The 21,409-nt window shown below is 42.2% G+C and carries 23 protein-coding genes and 1 pseudogene; 21 read left to right on the top strand and 3 right to left on the bottom strand.

Going from position 1 to position 21,409, the window contains the following annotated elements; genetic code table 11:
* Positions 1-191: pseudogene (locus A8805_RS21100) on the top strand (IS256 family transposase); the annotation flags it as partial.
* A gap of 235 nt (positions 192-426) precedes the next feature.
* Here the strand turns inward: A8805_RS21100 and A8805_RS21095 are convergent.
* Both A8805_RS21095 and A8805_RS21090 read right to left on the bottom strand, forming a co-directional pair.
* On the bottom strand, positions 427-1,896 hold the full coding sequence (locus A8805_RS21095) for a DUF4367 domain-containing protein (protein ID WP_109714687.1): 1,470 nt from the start codon (positions 1,894-1,896) through the stop codon (positions 427-429).
* Complete coding sequence (locus tag A8805_RS21090; RefSeq protein WP_109714686.1) at positions 1,896-2,441, bottom strand: RNA polymerase sigma factor; 546 nt, start codon at positions 2,439-2,441, stop codon at positions 1,896-1,898. Before A8805_RS21090 ends, A8805_RS21095 begins: the two co-directional genes overlap by 1 nt.
* 336 nt (positions 2,442-2,777) lie before the next feature.
* Here A8805_RS21090 and A8805_RS21085 point away from each other — a divergent pair, with 336 nt between their 5' ends.
* Both A8805_RS21085 and A8805_RS21080 read left to right on the top strand, forming a co-directional pair.
* Positions 2,778-2,996, top strand: coding sequence for a helix-turn-helix transcriptional regulator (locus A8805_RS21085; RefSeq protein WP_420319484.1), 219 nt, complete (start codon positions 2,778-2,780; stop codon positions 2,994-2,996).
* Positions 2,990-3,469 (top strand): hypothetical protein, encoded by a 480-nt coding sequence (locus tag A8805_RS21080; RefSeq protein ID WP_109714684.1) that lies wholly within the window; start codon positions 2,990-2,992, stop codon positions 3,467-3,469. Before A8805_RS21085 ends, A8805_RS21080 begins: the two co-directional genes overlap by 7 nt.
* 4 nt (positions 3,470-3,473) lie before the next feature.
* Here the strand turns inward: A8805_RS21080 and A8805_RS21075 are convergent, their stop codons facing one another.
* Positions 3,474-3,848 (bottom strand): DUF3783 domain-containing protein, encoded by a 375-nt coding sequence (locus A8805_RS21075; protein ID WP_109714683.1) that lies wholly within the window; start codon positions 3,846-3,848, stop codon positions 3,474-3,476.
* A 247-nt stretch (positions 3,849-4,095) separates the two neighbouring features.
* On the opposite strand from A8805_RS21075, the gene A8805_RS21070 reads away from it, so the two are divergent.
* The 18 genes from A8805_RS21070 (at position 4,096) to A8805_RS20985 (ending at position 21,398) form a co-directional block, all read left to right on the top strand.
* The gene (locus A8805_RS21070) at positions 4,096-4,869 is read left to right on the top strand and encodes an ABC transporter ATP-binding protein (protein WP_109714682.1); all 774 of its coding nucleotides are present in this window, start codon (positions 4,096-4,098) and stop codon (positions 4,867-4,869) included.
* 1 nt (position 4,870) lies between these two features.
* Complete coding sequence (locus A8805_RS21065; protein WP_109714681.1) at positions 4,871-6,067, top strand: ABC transporter permease; 1,197 nt, start codon at positions 4,871-4,873, stop codon at positions 6,065-6,067.
* Positions 6,068-6,274: 207 nt separating this feature from the next.
* On the top strand, positions 6,275-6,529 hold the full coding sequence (locus A8805_RS21060; protein ID WP_109714680.1) for a YlmC/YmxH family sporulation protein: 255 nt from the start codon (positions 6,275-6,277) through the stop codon (positions 6,527-6,529).
* Between the two features lie 48 nt (positions 6,530-6,577).
* Positions 6,578-7,027 (top strand): transcriptional regulator NrdR, encoded by a 450-nt coding sequence (gene nrdR, locus A8805_RS21055; protein ID WP_109714679.1) that lies wholly within the window; start codon positions 6,578-6,580, stop codon positions 7,025-7,027.
* Positions 7,028-7,108: 81 nt separating this feature from the next.
* Positions 7,109-8,650 (top strand): ABC transporter substrate-binding protein, encoded by a 1,542-nt coding sequence (locus tag A8805_RS21050; RefSeq protein WP_109714678.1) that lies wholly within the window; start codon positions 7,109-7,111, stop codon positions 8,648-8,650.
* Between the two features lie 55 nt (positions 8,651-8,705).
* Positions 8,706-9,644: an ABC transporter permease gene (locus tag A8805_RS21045; protein WP_109714677.1), complete on the top strand. Its 939-nt coding sequence runs from the start codon at positions 8,706-8,708 to the stop codon at positions 9,642-9,644.
* Positions 9,645-9,735: 91 nt separating this feature from the next.
* Complete coding sequence (locus A8805_RS21040; RefSeq protein ID WP_109714691.1) at positions 9,736-10,491, top strand: ABC transporter permease; 756 nt, start codon at positions 9,736-9,738, stop codon at positions 10,489-10,491.
* The gene (locus A8805_RS21035; RefSeq protein WP_109714676.1) at positions 10,491-11,315 is read left to right on the top strand and encodes an ABC transporter ATP-binding protein; all 825 of its coding nucleotides are present in this window, start codon (positions 10,491-10,493) and stop codon (positions 11,313-11,315) included. The genes A8805_RS21040 and A8805_RS21035 overlap by 1 nt, the downstream gene beginning before the upstream one ends.
* A gap of 1 nt (position 11,316) precedes the next feature.
* The gene (locus A8805_RS21030) at positions 11,317-11,973 is read left to right on the top strand and encodes an ABC transporter ATP-binding protein (RefSeq protein ID WP_109714675.1); all 657 of its coding nucleotides are present in this window, start codon (positions 11,317-11,319) and stop codon (positions 11,971-11,973) included.
* Positions 11,960-12,697 carry a tRNA pseudouridine(38-40) synthase TruA gene (gene truA, locus A8805_RS21025; RefSeq protein ID WP_109714674.1) on the top strand — a complete coding sequence of 246 codons (738 nt, stop codon included), beginning with the start codon at positions 11,960-11,962 and terminating at the stop codon, positions 12,695-12,697. Before A8805_RS21030 ends, truA begins: the two co-directional genes overlap by 14 nt.
* Positions 12,698-12,739: 42 nt before the next feature.
* Positions 12,740-13,492, top strand: coding sequence for an exodeoxyribonuclease III (locus A8805_RS21020; RefSeq protein ID WP_109714673.1), 753 nt, complete (start codon positions 12,740-12,742; stop codon positions 13,490-13,492).
* A 12-nt stretch (positions 13,493-13,504) separates the two neighbouring features.
* Entirely contained in the window at positions 13,505-14,623 is a 1,119-nt protein-coding gene (locus A8805_RS21015) for a GTP-binding protein (protein ID WP_109714672.1), read from the top strand.
* 51 nt (positions 14,624-14,674) lie between these two features.
* The gene (locus A8805_RS21010) at positions 14,675-15,622 is read left to right on the top strand and encodes a GTP-binding protein (protein WP_109714671.1); all 948 of its coding nucleotides are present in this window, start codon (positions 14,675-14,677) and stop codon (positions 15,620-15,622) included.
* 64 nt (positions 15,623-15,686) lie between these two features.
* Positions 15,687-16,646: a carbohydrate kinase family protein gene (locus A8805_RS21005; protein ID WP_109714670.1), complete on the top strand. Its 960-nt coding sequence runs from the start codon at positions 15,687-15,689 to the stop codon at positions 16,644-16,646.
* A gap of 165 nt (positions 16,647-16,811) precedes the next feature.
* The gene (locus A8805_RS21000; RefSeq protein WP_109714669.1) at positions 16,812-17,306 is read left to right on the top strand and encodes a hypothetical protein; all 495 of its coding nucleotides are present in this window, start codon (positions 16,812-16,814) and stop codon (positions 17,304-17,306) included.
* A gap of 35 nt (positions 17,307-17,341) precedes the next feature.
* The gene (locus A8805_RS20995; protein WP_109714668.1) at positions 17,342-18,022 is read left to right on the top strand and encodes a response regulator transcription factor; all 681 of its coding nucleotides are present in this window, start codon (positions 17,342-17,344) and stop codon (positions 18,020-18,022) included.
* Between the two features lie 106 nt (positions 18,023-18,128).
* Complete coding sequence (locus tag A8805_RS20990; RefSeq protein ID WP_181392944.1) at positions 18,129-19,424, top strand: HAMP domain-containing sensor histidine kinase; 1,296 nt, start codon at positions 18,129-18,131, stop codon at positions 19,422-19,424.
* A 372-nt stretch (positions 19,425-19,796) separates the two neighbouring features.
* A complete protein-coding gene (locus A8805_RS20985) occupies positions 19,797-21,398 on the top strand; it encodes an ABC transporter permease (RefSeq protein WP_207657742.1) in 1,602 nt (533 codons plus the stop codon).
* Positions 21,399-21,409 lie beyond the last annotated feature (11 nt).

Genomic DNA, 21,409 nt, shown 5'->3' with positions numbered 1-21,409 from the left:
GTTTCCGCAAGGTAACAAAACAGGGAGCATTTCCGAACGAGAACGCATTGCTAAAACTGCTGTATCTGCGAATAACAGAGCTATATAAGAAATGGGAAGGAGGTCATGTACATAGCTGGGCACTGGTGAGAAACCAGTTGGATGTAGATCCGAAAATCCAGCCAAGAATTCGAAAATATGAAAGAGTCTAAGAATCTAACAACCACCATCATATACGGATGGTCTGATTGTGGTACCCTAAAATGGGCCGCCCCCGTTGACGGGGAGAAAGCAAGGCTGAACTCATGAAAATACCGGTGCATGAACACCGGTATTATAAAAAATCAAAATTTACACATTTTACTTGACAAACCCCAGAATATTCTGAATTCGGACTACAAAAGGGACAGTCCCCTTTGCTACTCACTGTCAGAATATTCTGAACAGTTATTGAACCTTAATGAAATGATTCCAACATTTTCCATCTCCGGCATCGCCTCCTGTGCTAACCATCAAGTATGCTTGATCTACGAGTTTGGAGTCTACAGTATAAACAGCCGTAATGGTCCTTTTTTCCCCAGGTTTGAAGTTCATTCTATATGCACTCTTACCAGGATAGTCTTGAAAACTTAAATATACAGGTTCAGTAAAATAGGCAAGGTCATCATTTGGAGTTGTCCACGTTCCGTCTTTATTTTGTTCCAGGAAATTAAGGAATGCCATGTAGTAATAATCATTAATTTCCACGCTGGTTGGATTATATAAGGTTACAGTTGCCTTTATATATCTTCCTTCGTGTTTTTCAGTGATGACATCTATGTTTCCTGTACTAGAATTCATTTTCGCATAGGAAGTGTTTACAGACTTCAAAGTGGTATCATCATTCATATGTTCAGTCAAATATTCACTGACATATCCTGTATTTAAATCCACGCTGGGCAGTGTATCGGACACCTCTGCGCTATCTATACTATACATAACCTTGAATGCAGCTGCCAATTCCTCCTCCGTCATGTTCTGAGCCCATTCCTTCATCATCTGGGTGTCCTGAGCCCATAGACTTTGTACCATATCACCGATGTTCACAATATTTTCCGCTGTTATTCTGATTTGTGGCATTTCAAAGTCTTTATTTTGCAGTTTTTTTATCTCCTCTAGCTGTGCTGCGGTATCTGCATCCAGAGTTTCTTTTGTTACCTCGACGACGATATTTTCCGCGATTTTCTTTAATTCTTCTGGTGATAAGCCGCTTTGCATTCCAAAAACGGTTATGAAGTAGCCCTCTTCTTCGTGAAAGGCTAAAACATCATATCCGGTACTTCCATCTTGCGAAAATGTTGTAAGAAGCTTTCCGGGGATATTTCCTAACATGATATTTTCAGAGGCGGTTACGTTGGCCATTGTTATGGTATTTTCTCTTATGGCGTCTCCAAAAACCGTGATACCGCTTAGACCATACGGCTCCTCTCCCTCTTTATACATCATAAATTTCCCATCTTGCTTCAGCTCTTCTTCATTTATCACATATCCAGGAGGAACATAATTAGCTTTCGTTACTTTTACATGCGTCACTATAGTCTTAGAGGCAGGTTTTTCTTTGTTTTCCTGAATAGCCAGTTCGTAATTGCCGTTGCCTTCCAGCTTTTCATTATACATAAAACCCTTGATTGCTGCCAATGTTGTTAGAGATATAGCTAACGAGGCAATAATAGCGGCAATGAGTACCATCCGTTTTTTCGTTGCCCCTTTTTTACTCCCCACGATCTGTTTTTTGCGTGGTGTTGTATTTTTCTGCAATTTCAACAGTAATTCTCTTTTGAGTTCCTCTTGTCCGTCAAATTCTTCAGTATTTTTATCTTCCAGTTCTTCTAAAGTTTCTTCCAGCCCCAGTGTGTAAAATAAATCTTCCCTCTTCATTAAAAAGTGTCCTCCTTTATTTTGGCAATGGATTTTACTTTTGCTTTTGCCCGCTCGAATCGTTTTCCGGCCGCGGTTTCGCTAATGCCCAAAACATCTGCGATTTCTTTGTAATTCAATCCATAAAAACAATGTAGCTTAATGATTTCCCGCTGCTTGTTGTCCAATTTTCCAAGCAAGTGTTTCAGAAACACTCTATCCTCTGCTGATATAATGGTAGTCATGGCAGTGACCCTGGAGCCTTGGATATCCTCATCTAATCCTATCGTACAATTTTTACGCTCCCGTTTATTCTTTCGATACTGGTCAATTGCTGCATTTTTGATGATAACACCAATGTGGCTTTTCGTACGGTCGCTGTTGATTTCAGTTAATGTCTGCAGCCTGGGGATTAATTTTATAAAGGTATCATGGACCAAATCCTCGGCCTGCCCCTTATCCTGTAAAATAGAATAGGCTATTTTATATACCGCTCCAGCATACGTATCATAGAGTTTTTCTAAGATTCTTTCATTTGTCATCTCCCCCATACTGTTTCCTTTCATGTTTATGTTATGGTTCCTATAGCAGATAGCAGTAAATCTGGTGACTGCTATTTAGGACAATGGTAATAAGTGCGCACTTATTGAAGTAAGTGAGGTGATATCACTCTCTTATATAGTATAACGAATTTGGGAAAGCTTTTTTGACAAAAGTTTTTTCAGAGGGGAAAGTCCCTTTTGCACTCCGTTGTCAGAATATTCTGAAAACCGACTTCAAAAGGGACTGTCCCCTTTGAGTTCTCTTTGAAAAATGTAAAATAAACTTGACATTAATTGTAAAGCGTACTATACTAAAAATGTAAAGCGAACCATACATTTTGTTGAAACACAGAAGGAGGAATGTTTTTGGAAAATAAAATCCAGCAGCTGCGGAAGGAGCGGAAGATCACTCAGAATGAGCTGGCAGATGCAGTGGAGGTAACGCGTCAGACGATTATTTCCCTGGAAAATGGGAAATATAATGCATCACTTATTCTGGCACATAAGATTGCCCAGTATTTTGGGATGAAGATTGAAGACATCTTTATTTTTAATTTGGAGGAGGAGAATATATGCTAATAAGGGCTTTGGAACAGGGAGCGAAAACAGATGAGGAATACAGGGATAAGATGATATCCGGAATCAAGATAGATATAGTAGTATGTGCTGTAGGCATAGCAACAATTGTGGTTGCAGTACTTTGGGCGATAATAGGAAATGGGCTGAGGGGAAGCTTTTTAAGCGGTGTATTTGCAGGAACCGGAGCTGCGATTCTTTTCTTTGGGATAAGGCATATCTGGAAGGCAAGAAAGCTGATTAAAGATGAAAAGCTGCTGCGTGCAGAGCGTCTGAAAGTATCTGATGAGAGAAATCATATGATTACGCAAAAGTCTATGTATTGGTCTGGTATAATCGTGACTGGAATATGTTATATAGTCATGCTGGTGTCGGGATTTTTTAATATGGCAGTTTTTTGGTCAACATGGGCAGTTGTAATGGTGTATTCTGTTCTGTCGGTGATTCTTAAAAAATATTATGAAAAAAAGCTATGATTCCCTAAGGATTCATAGCTTTGTGCTCCTGTCTGATTTCTTCAAAGCATTCATGGGCTGTCCAGAACTGATTGGTCGGAGTCAGGATTGCTTTATAAGGAAGGAGACCGGCACCGCTTTTTCGGAGAGCAGCCAGCGCCTGGTCCAGACGTTTGTCCTCAAAAAAGGCGAATACAATCATAGTGTCGGGAAGTTCTCCGCCGCTGTAAGTGCCTTCGGCAGGAACTGCATCTTTTATGCCCGCCAGCACACCAAGAGGCTGGTGATAGTCTTCCGGTTTAACATGTTTCATACGCACACGGAGGGGGAACAGTGCCATCTCAATTTTTAAAAGTGTTTCTTTGTCCGGTATGTGAAATAGTAATATAGTTTCTTTCATAGATGAATCCTCCTTGTTTTCTACTATTGTATTCTATTTTAAGTGAGAAGAAAAGGGTGGATGAGGGAAAATGTTCATATTGACAAATAAATAGTAAGGATATATAGTTGTATTAACACAATGGTACAGGTTAAATACCCCATAGCAAGCTGCGGGGTATTTGACCTCACGGGCAGTCGCCAAATGTACATGTAAGCATGTCCACTCGGCTCGTTGCTTTCGTGAAAATAAAGCGAGGAGGGAAAGTATGATACAAATCAAGGGCCTGACGAAGATTTATAAATTAAATAAAAAGCAGATGAAGGAGTCTAAGACAACAAATCCAATGAAGACTGCAGTTGATGACTTGAGCCTGACAGCAAAACCAGGAGAGATATATGGACTTCTGGGACCGAATGGAGCAGGCAAGACTACAACACTGCGCTGTATTTCCACAATTATTAAGCCTACAAAGGGAGAGATATATGTATCCGGCCATGAAGTGCAGAAGGAACCGGAGAAAGTAAGAGGGAAAATTGGGTTTTTGACGGGAGATATCAAACTGGACCCACAGTTTTCTGTAGATTATATGTTTGACTTTTTCGGTAGAATTCATAATATCCCAGAAGAGAAATTAAAGGCCAGAAAGGAAGAGTTATTCTCCTATTTTGAGATTAAGGATTTCTCCCATAAAAAGATAAAAGAGCTGTCCACAGGTATGGCACAGAAGGCGGCTATTGCAGTCTGTCTGGTGCATGACCCTGAAATTGTGATTTTTGATGAGCCGACAAATGGGCTGGATGTAGTTACCGCCAGAAGCGTGACAGATTATTTGAAAAAGCTTAAGAATGAGGGAAAGCTGGTAATTATATCTACTCATGTTATGTCTGAGGCGGAAAAAATCTGTGACAGGATAGGAATCATTATTGACGGCAGTAAAGTGGCAGAAGGAAATCTGGAGGAAATTCTTCACGAGACAAATACGGGAGATTTGGAAGATGCCTTCTTTGAACTTTATAGAAATAAGAAGGGAGGAAAGTAAAATGAGTGGAATCAGTCAAATATTCGGTAAAGAACTGACGAGAGTGTTCCGGGACAGAAAGATGATTTTCTCTGTTTTTCTTCTTCCGGTCATTATTATGATTGGTATTATGACACTGGTCAGCCATCTGAGCAGCAGCGCCCAGGAGGATGTGAAGGCTCACAATTCCATTGTTTATATTCAGAATGCTCCCGCAGGATTTGAAGAGTTCATCAAAACAGTGGATAAAAATTGTGAAATTTTTGCAGTGAATGACTGGGAGAGTGCAAAAGAGATGATTAAAAATGGAGATGCGGATTTACTGATTGAGTTCCCGGAAGATTTTGCAAATATGGTCTCAGGTTATCAAGCCGGTGATGTAGTCCCGCAGATTAAGACATATTATAATCCCTCTGAAGACTATTCAAGCGCTGCATACGATGCTATTTCAACGGGAGCTTTAGAAGTGTACCGTCAGGCGCTTTTATCCCAGCGTGTGGATAACATGGCAAGCCTGTCTGTATTTACAGTAAACTCGGATAACCCGGATATGATTATTCAGGATGAGGAAAAAGCAGGCGGCAAAATGCTGGGTATGATGCTTCCTTACTTTGTAACAATCCTTTTATTTGCCGGGGCAATGGGAATTGGAACAGATATGGTAGCAGGAGAAAAGGAGCGGGGCACGATGGCAAGTCTTTTGGTGTCTCCTGTGAAAAGAAGCGCCATTGTTTTGGGAAAAGTGTTTGCCCTGATGACTATTTCCGGTGTGTCTTCGGTCATTTACGTAGGAGCTATGGTTGCGTTTATGCCGCAGATGATGGGGCAGGGCGGCCTGGGTCTGAATCTTACATTAAATCCTAAGCAGATCGCGATGCTGGCTGCACTGCTTATTGCAATCGCATTCCTATATTCGGCAATCATTGTTCTGTTTTCGGTATTTGCCAAGACGGTAAAGGAAGCAAGTTCTTATGTTATGCCCGTTTATATGTTAATTCTGGTATTGGGAATTACCACAATGTTTACGACAAAGGCACCCCAGGAGTGGTCTTATATGGTACCAATTTATAATACTTCCCTGACCTTGCAGGGTATATTGACCCAGGAAGTTACAATGATGCATTATGGGATGACTCTGGGTATAACACTCGTCTTAGGAGCTGTTTTGGTTGGTGTCATAGCCAAGGCATTTGAAAGTGAAAAAGTAATGGCGATTTAGCACGCATGATGAGATGTCTGCATACAGTAACAGTAAGAGAAGCTGTTGCTATATGCAGGCATTTTTGTTTTGCAGGAAAACATTCCATTTTTCGGCAAAGCAAAAAACCTCCGGTGGATGCACGCTGCGGTGGAAGAGGAAGGTGCCTCTAATGCAGAGACCGCAGGCGCAAGTCTGGCAGACTAGATTTTATGTTGAGGTGAGAATATGAGATTATGCGAATTAAGGGAAAAAGAGGTTATTAATGTATGTGACTGCAAGAGGCTTGGCTGTGTTGTGGATGTAGGGATTGATATTAAGGACGGCAAGGTAGAGTGTATTATTATTCCGGGTCCGGCTAAAATATGCGGTTTTTTAGGAACAGACAGCGAATATGTTATTCCCTGGGAGTGTATTAAGAAGATAGGGCCTGATATAATTCTGGTAGAAATCCGTGAGGAAAAGTTTTTGCAAAAATACTAGATATTGTGTATAATGAGGAAAGAATCAGGATGAAAGGCGGAATATATCATGAAATGTCCTTATTGTGGCAACCCTGATACCAGGGTAATCGATTCGAGACCAGCGGAGGATAAAAATTCTATCCGCAGAAGACGTTCTTGTGACGAGTGCGGAAAGCGTTTCACAACCTATGAAAAGGTTGAGACGATTCCGCTGATTGTCATCAAGAAAGATAATAACCGGGAACAATATGACCGTGCCAAGATTGAATCAGGAATATTGAGGGCCTGCTACAAGCGGCCTGTTTCAGCAGCGGAAATTCAGAAAACAATTGATGCCCTTGAGCTGGAAATTTTCAACAGAGAAGAAAAGGAAATTCCCAGCAGTCTGATTGGTGAAATTGTGATGGACAAGCTGAAAGAGCTGGATCCGGTTGCTTATGTCAGGTTTGCTTCTGTGTACAGAGAGTTCAAAGATGTGAATACATTCATGACGGAACTGAAAGAATTTTTAGAATAGATGCTTGCCAAACAGCAGCAAATCCTATAAAATAAAAAACGACAATTTAATAATGAAGGTTATTTGAAAAAGGAGACAATTATGAAAAAAGGAGTAACACGGACTCTTTTGGTACTCACAGTAGCTGCATCTATTGCACTGAGCGGGTGTTCAGGTGAGAAGAAGGCAGAATCGTCAGCCGGGTCAAATAAACTTTCAGGAAACCCAGTCGAGGGAGGAAGTATCAAGGTTGGTATTTCCCAGGATTTGGACAGTCTTGACCCACATAAAGCAGTTGCGGCAGGAACAAAAGAGGTTTTATTTAATATTTATGAAGGCTTGATAAAGCCGGATAAAGACGGTAATTTAGTTGGAGCCGTAGCCAGCGATTATGAGATTTCCGATGATGCAAAGATATATACGTTTACTTTGCGGGATGGGGTGAAGTTTCATAATGGGAATGATGTTACGGCGGAAGATGTGAAATATTCAATAGACAGATGCGCTGATACATCAAATGGGGAGCCATTGGTATCAGCGTATTCTATTATTGAGGCTGTGAATATCCTGGATAATAAAACAGTGGAAATCCGTCTTACAGAGCCAAATACAGAATTTCTCGCTTACATGACGACTGCAATTATTCCTAAAGATTATGATTCATTTGAAACAGCGCCTGTGGGAACGGGACCATTTAAGTATGTGTCACGCAGCCCCCAGGAGAATATTATTCTGGAGAAAAATGAAGACTATTGGGGTGAAAAGGCACACCTGGATAAGGTGGAGTTTAAGGTTGTAGCGGATGCAGACATGGTGGTGACGAACCTGAAAGGCGGATCTATTGATATGGCGGCGCGTCTGACCTCCAGCCAGGCCGCAGAACTGACAGAAGGCTTCCATATTGAAGAAGGGACGATGAATCTGGTACAGGCATTATACCTGAATAATGACGTGGAGCCGCTGAATAACGAAAAAGTAAGGCAGGCATTGTCTTATGCTATTAATCCTGATGAAATTATGGATATGATGGCAGACGGAAAAGGCGTGCGTATCGGAACAAGCATGTATCCGGGGCTGAAGAAGTACTATGACGATGAATATGCAAATTACTATGAGCAGGATTATGAGAAGGCAAAAGAACTGCTGAAAGAAGCTGGTTACCCGGATGGGTTTGATTTGGAAATTACGGTTAGTTCAGCAGACCAGCCTCATGTGGATACTGCCCAGGTGATTGTGGAACAGTTGAAGAACATTGGTGTCAATGCAACGATTAAACCGATTGAATGGGAAGCATGGCTGGAAGATGTTTATGCAAACCGCCAGTACCAGTCTACCGTAGTCGGAGTAGATGCGGCGAATCTGTCTGCCCGTGCAATGCTGGAACGGTTTACATCCGGTGCGTCCGGTAACTTTATCAACTTTAGTGATGAAGAATACGATAAAATATTTAAAGAAGCAATTACTACTACAGATGAGACGAAGCAGACGGAGCTTTATAAAAAGCTGGAAGCCATTCTTGCCGAGAAAGCAGCAAATGTATATATTCAGGATTTGGCAAATCTGGTAGCAGTCAGCAACAAATACGAAGGATATGTATTCTATCCGTTATATGTACAGGATATGTCAACAATATATGCTTATTGAACTACTAATGTTCAATAAGATATATGGTGGAATAATTTAAAGGCAGGAGGCAGGTATGAAATTTGTTATCAAGAAAATAGCAGGTCTTATAATCACATTATTAATTGTCAGCATACTTGCCTTCCTTGCTTTTGAAGTAATTCCAGGAGACCCTGCACGGACAATCCTCGGTACAGAGGCTACAGAGGGCAAGGTCCAGGCTCTGCGGGAGGAGATGGGCTTAAACCGTCCCCTGCCGCAGCGTTATGGACAGTGGCTGGGAGAGTTTGTTATGGGAGATATGGGGACTTCTTACTCTTATCAGATTCCGGTGAGGGATATGATTGGGGATAAGATTCCAATTACAATTACGCTTACTGTGATAGCGTTCTTTTTTATTATTTTATTTTCCATACCGGTCAGCGTGCTGTGTGTGAGATATGAAAACAAGCTTGTGGACAGGCTGTTTTTAATTTTTAACCAGATTACAATGTCGGTTCCGCCGTTTTTCATAGGAATCGTTTTTACGGTTCTGTTTGGATTACTGTTTCGGTTATTCACTCCCGGAGGATATGTACCTTATACGGAGAGCATAAGCGGTTTCCTGGGTTATTTGATTCTACCCGGGGCTGCCATTGCACTGCCGAAAGCGGCTATGACTACAAAAATGCTGAGAAATTCTCTGCTGGCAGAAATGAGGCAGGATTATGTGCGTACAGCAATGAGCCGGGGAAATGGTTTTTGGCGGGTGCTGATGCGGCATGTTATCCGCAACGGTATCCTTCCGGTGATTACCTTTCTTGGATGGGCAATTGCAGATGTCATTACCAACAGTATTGTTATAGAGCAGGTGTTTGGAATACCAGGGCTGGGACGTACTCTGATTTCCTCGATTTCAAAACGGGACTATCCGGTGGTGGAGGCTGTCATTGTCTTGATTGCCGTTGTGATTCTAGTGATTAATGTAATTGTAGATTTGTTATACCGGAAACTGGACAAGCGGATTGAAGTGTAGGGGTACGAAATTGAGACAGTTGGGAATAAATAAAAGGAAATTGGGAAAAACTGGTTATAACTTTGTATTTGGTCTGCTTCTTACTATTGTAATGGTAGGCCTTATCGTACTAGGCTTTTTATGGTCTCCCTATGACCCGGAGGCTATGCAGGGCTCTGTTAAACTGAATGCTCCTGATTTTGTCCATATTTTTGGGACAGACCAGTTCGGAAGAGACGTATTCAGCCGGGTGCTGGTGGGAGCCGGGAGCACTTTGAGTATTGCACTTGGAACGGTTTTAATCGGCGGCGGAATCGGGATTATTGCAGGAGCAGTGACCGGGTATTTCGGCGGCTGGCTGGATGAAATGCTGATGAGGGTGAATGATGCACTGGCCGCTTTTCCAAGCGTATTGTTAGCGTTAGTCATTATCAGTATATGGGGAACCGGAAAATACAAAGTCATGCTGGCTCTGGGTATTGCGTTTATCCCCAGTTTTGCCAGAATTGTGCGGGGAGAATTTCTGCGCTGCAGGGAAGCGGATTATGTGATCAGTGCGAAACTCATAGGAGTTTCTACGCCGAGAATTTTGTTTGTTCATATTTTGCCTAATATCCTGCCGGCTCTATTGTCTTCTCTGGCAATTGGTTTCAATAATGCGGTTGTCCAGGAAGCAGGCATGAGTTATCTTGGAATCGGCGTACAGCCTCCGGATGCAAGTCTGGGCCGGATGCTGTCGGAGTCACAGACCTACCTGGCCAGCGGGCCGTGGTGTGCAATTTTCCCAGGGGTATTCCTGGTACTTTTGGTACTTGGCGTAGGGATGCTTGGTGAAGGGATTCTGGACAGGTTCGGAGGTGGACGGTAATGCTGAGAGTAGAGAATCTGTCCCTCCATTTTGAGGACAAAGGAAAAATACAGGAAGCTGTAAGAGGCATTTCTTTTCATATGCAGGAAAGTGAAATCCTGGGGATTGTCGGGGAATCCGGCTCCGGAAAAACCATGACGGCTTTGACAATAGCGGGGCTTACAAAAGAACATGAGGTTTTGGACGAAGGACGTATTTTACTGGACCAAACAGACCTTTTAGCGTTATCCCCAAAGGAAATGAGGGACATTCAGGGCAGGGATATCAGTATGATATTTCAAGAGCCCATGACTGCACTCAACCCAACGATGAAAATCGGAAAACAGGTGGAAGAAGCGCTGATTCTCCATACCAGGCTTTCAAAGGAGGAGCGCAGAAAAAAGGTAATAAGAGCTTTGGAAGATGTAGAATTGGAGCGTCCGGATTTATTATATGGGAAATTTCCTCATGAGTTATCAGGGGGAATGCGCCAGAGGGTTATGATTGCCGCTGCAATTGTGTGCAGGCCAAGGTTGTTGATTGCAGATGAACCGACAACGGCTTTAGATGTGGGAACCCAGGAAAGCATACTAAAACTGTTAAAAAAAATAAACAAAAAGTACAACATGGGGATTTTGTTCATTTCACACAATCTAAGAGTTGTAAACGAGCTGTGCAGCCGCGTACTGGTCATGAAAGACGGCGTGATACTGGAAGAGGGTCCTACAGAGCAAATATTTGAGGATCCCCGGACACAGTATACGAAGGACTTGATTGCAGCAATTCCGGGGCGGACGAAAAGCAGTGCTTTCTACAAGCTTTTAAAAGCAAAGGCAGGTGAGTGAGATGGCAGAAAAAGTCCTGGAATTAAAACATGTGAATGCATTTTATAAAGAAGGGAAGAAAAAGAGGCAGGTGCTGGAAGATGTCTCTTTTACATTATACGAGGGTGAAATTGTAGGCCTTGTGGGAGAAAGCGGAAGCGGAAAATCTACATTGTGTAAGTGTGTCCTCGGGCTTCTCAAGGAATATGATGGAGAGATTATACATCACACAAAACGCCCGCAGATGATATTTCAGGACCCTTTCCGGTCTTTGAATCCAAGAAAGACAATCGGATGGATTCTGGAAGAGCCTTTAAAGGTACAGGGCGGATATTCCAGAGAGGAGCGCCGTCAAAAAGCAGAAGAAATGCTGAGACAGGTACATCTTCTGCCTGAATTTTATCACCGTTATCCAAGAGAATTAAGCGGGGGGCAGCGGCAGCGCATAAGTATTGCACTGGCCTTGCTGACGGGAACAAAATTCATTTTAGCAGATGAGCCGTTGTCTGCTCTGGACGTAACGGTACAGGCGCAGATAATTGAGCTGCTGCGGGAATTGCAGGAGAAGGAAAAGATATGTTATTTATTTGTATCCCATGATTTGGATGTAGTGAGTATGCTGTGCGGAAGGGTACTCTTTTTAAAAGATAGGAAAGTGGAGGAATATGCGGACATATAAGTTGACGATAGTATATGACGGCGCAAGATATCAGGGCTGGCAGAGACAAAAGACAACCGGGATGACCATACAGGGGATATTAGAAGAAGCGATTACACAGGTTACAGGACGTAAAACAGAAATAGACGGTTCCGGCAGAACGGACAGCGGTGTGCATGCAAAAGGGCAGACAGCCAGTGTGACCCTGTCGGGTAAGGTAGATGCCACGGAATTCCGTTCCAATTTAAATGCAGCACTGCCGGAGGATGTCCGGGTAAAAGAAATGCTGCTTGTAAAAAATGGATTTCATGCACGTTTGAATGCGAAAGGAAAACGGTATGAGTATTTCGTAGATACCCGGGAAAAACCGGATGTCTTTACGAGGAAATATTGTTATCATTATCCTTATGAACTGGACGTTCCTGCGATGCAGAAGGCAGCAGGATATCTGATAGGCACCCATGACTTTGCGGGGTTTACAGATAAAAAAGATGAACTATCCACAATACGGACGATTTATGATATAATCATTGAGAAACAGGACAGCAAAATACGGGTGGAGTATTATGGGACAGGTTTTCTGTATCATATGGTTCGTATTTTGACCGGGACATTGCTGGAAATCGGCACCGGGCAGAAACAGCCGGAAGAGGCGGCAAAAGCCTTGAAGGCCGGAAATCGGGAATATGCCGGATTTCTTGCTCCGGCGCGGGGACTGTTTTTGAAGGATGTTTATTATGAGTAAGAATTTGATATACTTTTGTCTGCAAAAGATAAGGAGGTCAGTATGAAACTTATATCATGGAATGTAAATGGAATCCGTGCATGTGTGCAGAAGGGTTTTCTGGAATTTTTCCACGAAGCCGATGCAGATATATTCTGCCTGCAGGAAACAAAAATGCAGGAAGGCCAGTTAGAGCTGGATTTAGAGGGATACCACCAATACTGGAATTATGCGGTAAAGAAAGGTTACTCAGGTACAGCAGTATTTACGAAAACAGAACCATTGTCTGTGGCATATGGAATTGGGATTGAGGAACACGATCAGGAAGGACGCGTCATCACTTTGGAGTATGAAGATTTCTACTTTGTGACCGTATACACTCCAAATTCCCAGAATGAGCTTGCCAGATTGGATTATCGTATGAAATGGGAGGACGATTTCCGTGCTTATCTGAAAAAACTGGAAGAAAATAAACCAGTTGTGGTAACCGGAGACATGAATGTAGCCCATAAAGAAATGGATTTGAAAAATCCGAAGAACAACCGGAGAAATGCCGGTTTTACAGATGAGGAGCGCCAGAAGTTTACAGAGCTTTTAGATGCAGGGTTTATTGATACCTTCCGGTACTTTTATCCTGAGCAGGAGGGAATTTATTCCTGGTGGTCTTACCGTTTCCGAGCCAGAGAGAAGAACGCGGGGTGGCGTATTGACTATTTCTGTGTTTCGGAAAGCCTAAAGGACAGGCTGGTTGATGCGAAAATACTGACAGAAATTATGGGCTCAGACCATTGCCCGGTTTTATTGGAAATGAAGTAGGAGGCAGTTATCGTGACAAAAATTGATATTATTTCCGGATTTCTTGGAGCGGGGAAAACAACATTTATTAAAAAAATGCTAAAAGAAGCATTTCAGGGAGAGCAGGTTGTACTGATAGAAAATGAGTTCGGTGAAATTGGAATTGACGGAGGATTTCTGAAGGAAGCAGGAATTGAAATCCGAGAAATGAATTCCGGCTGTATCTGTTGTTCTTTAGTTGGCGATTTTGGAGTATCTCTGAAAGAAGTGGTGGATACATACCACCCGGACAGAATCCTGATTGAGCCATCGGGAGTGGGAAAACTTTCCGATGTGATAAAAGCAGTTCAGGATGTACAAAGCGAGATTGATGTAGAGCTGAACAGTTTTACGACAGTGGTGGATGCCACGAAGTGCAGGCTTTATAAAAATAACTTCGGTGAATTCTTTAGTAATCAGGTAGAGTATGCAGGAGCAATTATTTTAAGCCGTACTGATAAGGCAAAACCGGAAAAGGTAGAAGAAAGTTATGAGATTCTCAGAGAATTAAATAAAAAGGCCCCCATTATTACTACGCCGATTGCCCGGTTATCTGGGGAGAAGCTGTTAAAAGTTATGGAGGACAGCAAATCTCTGGAAGAAGAACTGCTGGATGAAATGGCATGCCCGGCTTGCGGAGGACACCATGAACATGACCACACCTGCGGCTGTGGAGGCCATCATGAGCATGGAGAAGGCTGCGGGTGCGGAGGCCATCATGAGCATGGAGAAGGCTGCGGCTGTGAAGGCCATCACGAGCACGATCATCATCACGGGCACGATCATCACCACGAGCATGGCCATCACCACGAGCATGAACATGGCCATCACCATGCAGATGAAGTATTTACAAGCTGGGGCCGGGAGACGGTGAATGTATATAACAGGGATGAAATTGATCATATTCTCGGAACGTTAGAGTCGGATAAATCACTGGGAGTAGTTCTCCGTGCAAAAGGAATGGTAGCAGGAGATGGCGAATGGATTTATTTTGATATGGTTCCCGAGGAATATGAAGTACGCAGCGGCGGGCCGGAATATACAGGCAGAATTTGTGTAATCGGTTCAGACCTGAATGAAGTAAAACTGGCGGAATTATTTGGAGTAGAATAATCCTGAGCGAAGAGTACAGGATAATCCGATGGAAGATTGGAGAGATAGAGGATGACAGAGCCTGATGTAATGGTATATCTGATAACTGGATTTTTGGACAGCGGAAAAACGGAATTTCTAAAATTTACACTGAAACAGGATTATTTTCAGGTGGAAGGGACAACGCTGCTGATTCTTTGCGAGGAGGGTGAAGGAGAATATGACCCTCAGGAACTGCAGGAATATGATGTTAAAATAGAGCGTGTCCATGACCAGAAAGATTTGACAGAAGCCTGGCTTGAAGAACTGAATAAAAAATACAAACCGGAGCGTGTCGTTGTGGAGTACAACGGCATGTGGAAGGTTAGTGATTTTGAGGCACTGAAGCTGCCTGCAGGGTGGGGAATTGAGCAGAAGCTTACTACAGTGGATGCCAGTACTTTTCAGACGTATCTGGCTAATTTAAAGCCGCTGTTTGTGGAAATGGTCCGGGATTCGGAGATGGTGATATTTAACCGCTGTACAGATAAAAAACCTCTGGCGGGCTACAGACGCAGTGTTAAGGTAGTAAGTCCCCAGGCGGAAGTCATATTTGAAGATGAAAAGGGTGAAGTGGAGAATATTTTTGCAGATGCTGTTCCCTATGATTTGAGTGCTCCGGTTGTTGAAGTGCGCCGGGAAGACTATGGCATCTGGTATGTGGATGTGATGGATAATCCGGATAGATATAAGGGGAAAACGGTAAAATTTACAGCAAGAGTAATGAAGCCGAAGGGATTTCCTTCAAAGGTGTTTTTCCCCGGGCGTATGGCTATGACATGCTGTGCAGATGATACTACATTTCTTGGCTATGTATGTAAAAGTGCCTATGCCCCTAAGTTAAAACCTGGAGAATGGGTAACTGTACGGGCTAAAATAGGCTTTCAGCGGGTTTCTGTATACCGCGGCGTAGGGCCGGTTCTGGAAGCAGAACATATAGAGACGGCCGAGCCGATAGAGGAACTGGTATATTTTAATTAGGATTGTGTAAAAGCAAAATTTGCGTTAAACTAGTAACAAATATGGAATATGAGGAGATATGGCTATGGAGAAACAATTAGATGTAATAGCAATAGGGGAACTACTGATTGATTTTACAATGAGTGGAGAAAGCGAGCAGGGCAATAATATGTTTGAAGCCTGCCCTGGCGGCGCTCCCTGTAATGTGCTTGCTATGCTGAATAAATTAGGCAGAAAGACGGCATTTCTGGGAAAAGTAGGAACGGACCAGTTCGGGGTTCTGTTAAAAAATACATTGGACCAGGTGGGAATTGGAACCTCGGACCTGCGGATGGATTCGGAAGTCAATACAACCCTGGCTTTTGTACATACATTTCCTGATGGAGACAGGGAGTTCTCCTTCTATAGAAATCCAGGTGCCGATATGATGCTTACAGAAGATGAGGTGGACCCGGAATTTCTGAAACAGACAAAACTATTCCATTTTGGCACATTATCCATGACTCATGAAGGTGTCCGCAAAGCTACAAAAAAAGCATTGGATATCGCAAAGGAGAATGGCCTTTTGATTTCTTTTGACCCAAACCTGCGTCCTCCTCTCTGGAGTTCTCTTGATTTAGCCAAAGAACAGATGGAGTACGGATTTCAGTTTTGTGATATTTTGAAAATTTCAGATAACGAGATTCAGTTTGTCTCAGGCAAAGAAGATTATGATGAAGGAATTCAGTATCTTCAGGAGAAATATCATATTCCGTTGATTTTGCTCACTCTTGGAAAAGATGGAAGCCGCGCTTATTATAAAGATATGCGTGTAGAGAGAGGCGGCTTTAAAATGAACACCATAGAGACTACCGGTGCAGGAGACACCTTCTGTGGAAGTGCACTGAATTATGTGCTGGAATATGGTTTGGACAACCTGACAGAAGAGCAGCTTGGCGAGATGCTTACATTTGCCAATGCGGCAGCAGCATTGATTACGACAAGAAAAGGGGCTATACGCTCTATGCCGGAAAAAGAAGAAGTGCTGGAGATTATAAAGAAATAGATGAAATAACTAGAAGTGGTGCCGGAGCTAAAACTCCGGCACCACTTTGTATATATACGAGTCTTTTTTTCATTTCTTCACAAAGCGAACATTATTACAACACAATTAACAGATACAATAAAGCCACAATAAAAGAAAGGGAATAAATAAATAGAAGGTATTTATATGAATAGTAATATCAGAAATGGAATCGTTATTTTAGCAGCCGTTGCTGTGATTGGTGGTGTTGGTTTTGTGGCTTATACACTTGGAAATAAATCCGGCGCGGCAGCAGGCACAGAGCAGAATCAGCAAAATCAATGGGGTGATAACGGTCAGGGGAGTTTTGATGGTAATATGCCAAATGGAGAGATACCAAACGGTGGCGCTGGTATGCGCGGCGGCATGGATTTCAGCCAGTTTGTTGAAGATGGAACGATTGATCAGGCGACAGCAGATAAGATGGAGGAATACATGGAAGAACAAATGCAAAGTGCGCGTGAAAACCGTCAGGATGGTGCATCCGGCGGCGGAACGGATATGTTTTCCGATATGTTTTCTGGTATGGTTTCGGAAGGAATTCTTACACAGGAGCAGGCCGATAAAATACAAGAATCCATGCCTCAGATGGGACAGGGAATGCCGCCCGGAGGTTCAGGCGGTAATGAAAATACACAATGAGTATAGTTTACATATAAAAGTCGGGGGATAAAGCAATGAGCAAAATTTTAATTGTTGATGATGAAGAGGCCATTCGTAAAGGCTTAAAAGAATATGCAGAATTTATGAATTATGAGGTTGTCGAAGCAAGTGATGGAATGCAGGCTGTAAACATCTGCAAAGATCAGGACTTTGATGTAATTATCATGGATGTTATGATGCCAAAGCTTGATGGGTTTACAGCCAGTAAAGAAATACGGAAAATAAAAGACATACCTATTTTGATGCTGTCTGCCCGTTCCGAAGAATATGATAAGTTATTCGGTTTTGAACTTGGCATTGATGATTATGTTACGAAACCCTTTTCTCCCAGAGAAGTCCTTGCACGCATCAATGTAATTATAAACCGTAATTCAGGACGCACAGTGCAGGCAAATGACGTTCATGAAATTTATAAGTTTGATGGACTTGAAGTGGATATTACAGCAAGAAGTGTTGTAATCGATGGGACAAAAACTGAACTGACTCCTAAAGAATATGAGTTGCTGTTTTATCTGGTCAAGAATCAAAATATTGCACTTAGCCGTGAAAAACTTCTTACCGAGGTATGGGGCTATGATTTTTATGGCGATGACCGGACGGTTGACACTCATATCAAAACATTAAGGGTCAGTCTTGGTGATTATAAAGAAAAAATAGCCACGCTGAGAGGAGTTGGATATCGTTTTGAAGGTTGATTTGAAGGGGTTAAAATTCAAAAATTGGCTGTATTTAATGATATTTTCAGCACTCATCCTGCTTGTCTTGTGGGCACTGCAGTTTTTATTTTTGAGTACATTTTACATGAGTATGAAAACAAATGAAATTGTTAAAATTGGCGAGAAAGTGGTTGACGAATACAAAAATTTTGATTTTAACAATATCATGAGTGAATATGCCTTTAAAAATAATCTCAGAATTACTCTGCTTGATAAAAATGGTGAGATAGCAAGGGGATCAGATGGGTTCGGTATGACAATGCAGCCGGGCCTAAATCATTTTCCGATGGGGTTTTTTGATAGAATAGAAGAAGAATTCAGCAAAACGGATGATGACCATGTTCATTTTTCGGCTGAAACAGGCACAAATGAGATGTCCCAGATTGTTTATGTTGCTAAAGTGGAAGGAGTAAGGGGAGATTTAAATTATCTTTGTATTATCAGCCCCGTTCCTCCCATTGACTCAACCACAACCGTGTTAAGTACACAGTTTATCGTTATTACAGCTATCATTTTTGTTTTATCCCTTATTATAGCACAGCTTATTTCAAGAAAAATGTCAAAGCCAATTATAAAGCTGACCAAATCAGCCGAAAAACTGGCTGCCGGTGATATGAAAGTGAATTTTGAAGGCGAAAGCTATACTGAAATTTATCAGTTGGCTTCCACCCTCAATTATGCCACGCACGAACTTTCTAAATTGGATAATTACCGGAAAGACTTTATTGCCAATATATCTCATGATTTGAAAACACCCCTTACGATTATTAAAATGTACGGCGAAATGATCAGAGATATTGGCGGAGAAAATCCTGATAAACAAAAGGCACACAGTCAGCAGATTGTGAAAGAAGCCGATTGGCTTTCCGGAATGGTCAATGAAATTCTGGAATTATCCAAACTTGAATCGGGCAATGCAGAAATTGTGAAAACAGAAGTTGATTTAAGCATGTGCCTCAAAGATACCTTATCAAGTTTTGAAGTTTTATCTTACCGTGAGGGGTATGTCTTTGAAACAGATATTGACAGCCATCTCTATGTGCAGGGCAGTGAGCAGTACCTGCGGCGCATACTTTATAATTTAATTAGCAATGCAGTTAATTACACCGGAGAAAATAAAACCATAAGAGTGTCTCTTGAGGATTTAGGCAATAAAGTACGTTTTACCGTAACTGATTTCGGGAATGGTATTCCTGCAGACAAGCTGAATAATATTTGGGATAGATATTACAAATCCAACGAAGTGCATAAACGTGCGGTTGTGGGAACAGGTCTCGGCCTGTCTATTGTCAAGAATTCCCTTGAACTGCATTCTGCTGCTTACGGTGTCCAAAGTGAAGAAGGCAAAGGCAGCACGTTCTGGTTTGAAATGAAAAAGTAAAAAAATTTGAATATCTGGTAAACACCGGCTTTCCACTGTGGACGCCGGTGTTTTTTATATAATAGGAAATGCAATTTCCTATTATATAAAATCCATCCGGGAATGCGCACTGCGCGCATAAGGAAAATGGCCTCTAAAGTGACCGCGCTTCGGCGCGAGAGTCTGGCAAGCCAGACTCTTTGCTCCATTAAAAATTTCGTAATCTTCATCAGACTTTCACAGAACCCTCAACAAATAGACTTTAGACCAACCTTTTAAATGATTAAAATCTACTCATACAAAAAATGAGAGAGGGGGAGAGTGTCTGGTGGAATGATGATATTTATAAGCACAGTAATTTGAATTATAAAAAAATTATTTTAGGAGGAATGCATGATGATGATATTAATCAACGCATTTAAAAGTATTACCCGGTCTAAAGGGCGCAATATCCTGATTGGGATTATTGTAGTGACAATTGCCGCTTCGTCCAGTATAGCACTTGCGATAAAAAGTGCCGCCAATACAGCAAAGGAAACAGGACTCGAAAACCAAACAATTACAGGCTCCATTTCGGTGGACAGACAAAAACTTATGGAAAGTGCGCAAGGCGATACAGATAGCGGTGATCAGGCTGATATGAGTGCTATGCGGGAACTGATGCAGCAATATTCGGACTTAAGTTTAGATGAATTGAAAACCTATTCGGAGTCTGATTATGTGAAAGAATTTTATTACACTGCATCCGCTTCACTGGACGCTGCGGGAGATATTGAAGCATACAGTACGGAAAGTTCATCAGATTCCAGTGATTCAGACAATAACCAGAACGATATGCCCGGTGGTATGGGCGGAGGCATGGGTAATGGTATGGCCAGCGGCGGGTTCGGCGGAATGACAATGGGCGATTTTTCAATCACCGGTTATTCCAGCGAGAGTGCCATGACAAAGTTTATTTCAGGGGAATCAAAAATATCCTCCGGTGAAATGTTTGATGTAGAATCGTCAGACTTAAATTGCCTGATCAGCAATGAACTTGCTGTGTTCAATGGTCTTTCAGTGGGTGATACAATCACTCTTGCAAACCCAAGTGCCGAGGATGAAACCTATTCATTTACCATTTCCGGCATCTATACCAATACAAGTTCTACAGATTCAAGTAATCAAATGAGATTTTCAACAGCACAAGATCCGGCCAATCTGATTTGTATCAGCTATAATGCACTGAAGGCTGTTACCGATAACTCTGAATCTGTTGCGACGACATCAACGGATGACAATGGCAATGAAACAACTACAGCCCTTAGTATGCAGACTTCCGGCACATATGTTTTCTCTGATAAGACCAATTATGAGAGTTTCAGCAAAGAGCTTACAAGTAAAGGTCTTTCTGAATATTATACACTTTCATCAAGTGATATAAACAATTATGAATCAAGTCTGGTTCCCCTTGAAAATCTGAGCAGCTTTGCTACAACACTTCTGTTTATTATCCTTGGAGTGGGCGCAATCATTTTGATTGTCCTCAATATCTTCAACATACGTGAGCGCAAATATGAAGTGGGTGTACTAACCGCAATTGGAATTAAAAAAGGCAAGGTTGCCATGCAGTATATAACCGAACTTTTAGCAGTTACATTTATCTCAGTTATAATAGGCACAGGAATCGGTGCAGCGGCATCAGTACCTGTATCTAACAATCTGCTGGCTTCGCAGGTATCTGCTCAGGAAGCAGCACAAGATTCACAACAGCAAAACTTCGGCAGACCCGGCGGAGGCGGTCAAGGCGGAGGACAGGCAGGAGGCTCTGGAGGCATGTTTGGAAACTCTGCAAATGCCGTGGAATATCTGGACACTATAGATGCTACAATCAGTCTTGACATTCTGGGACAGCTCGTTGGTATAGGCATATTATTAACAATTCTTTCAAGTCTGGCAGGAGTCATTTTTGTTCTCAGATATGAGCCGCTTAAGATTCTTGCAAACAGGACTTAAATAAAAGGAGG

This window comes from Faecalicatena contorta (assembly GCF_003149105.1).
GTDB classification, from domain to species: Bacteria; Bacillota; Clostridia; order Lachnospirales; family Lachnospiraceae; genus Muricomes; species Muricomes contortus_C.
This window is presented reverse-complemented; position numbering and strand designations above follow the sequence as displayed.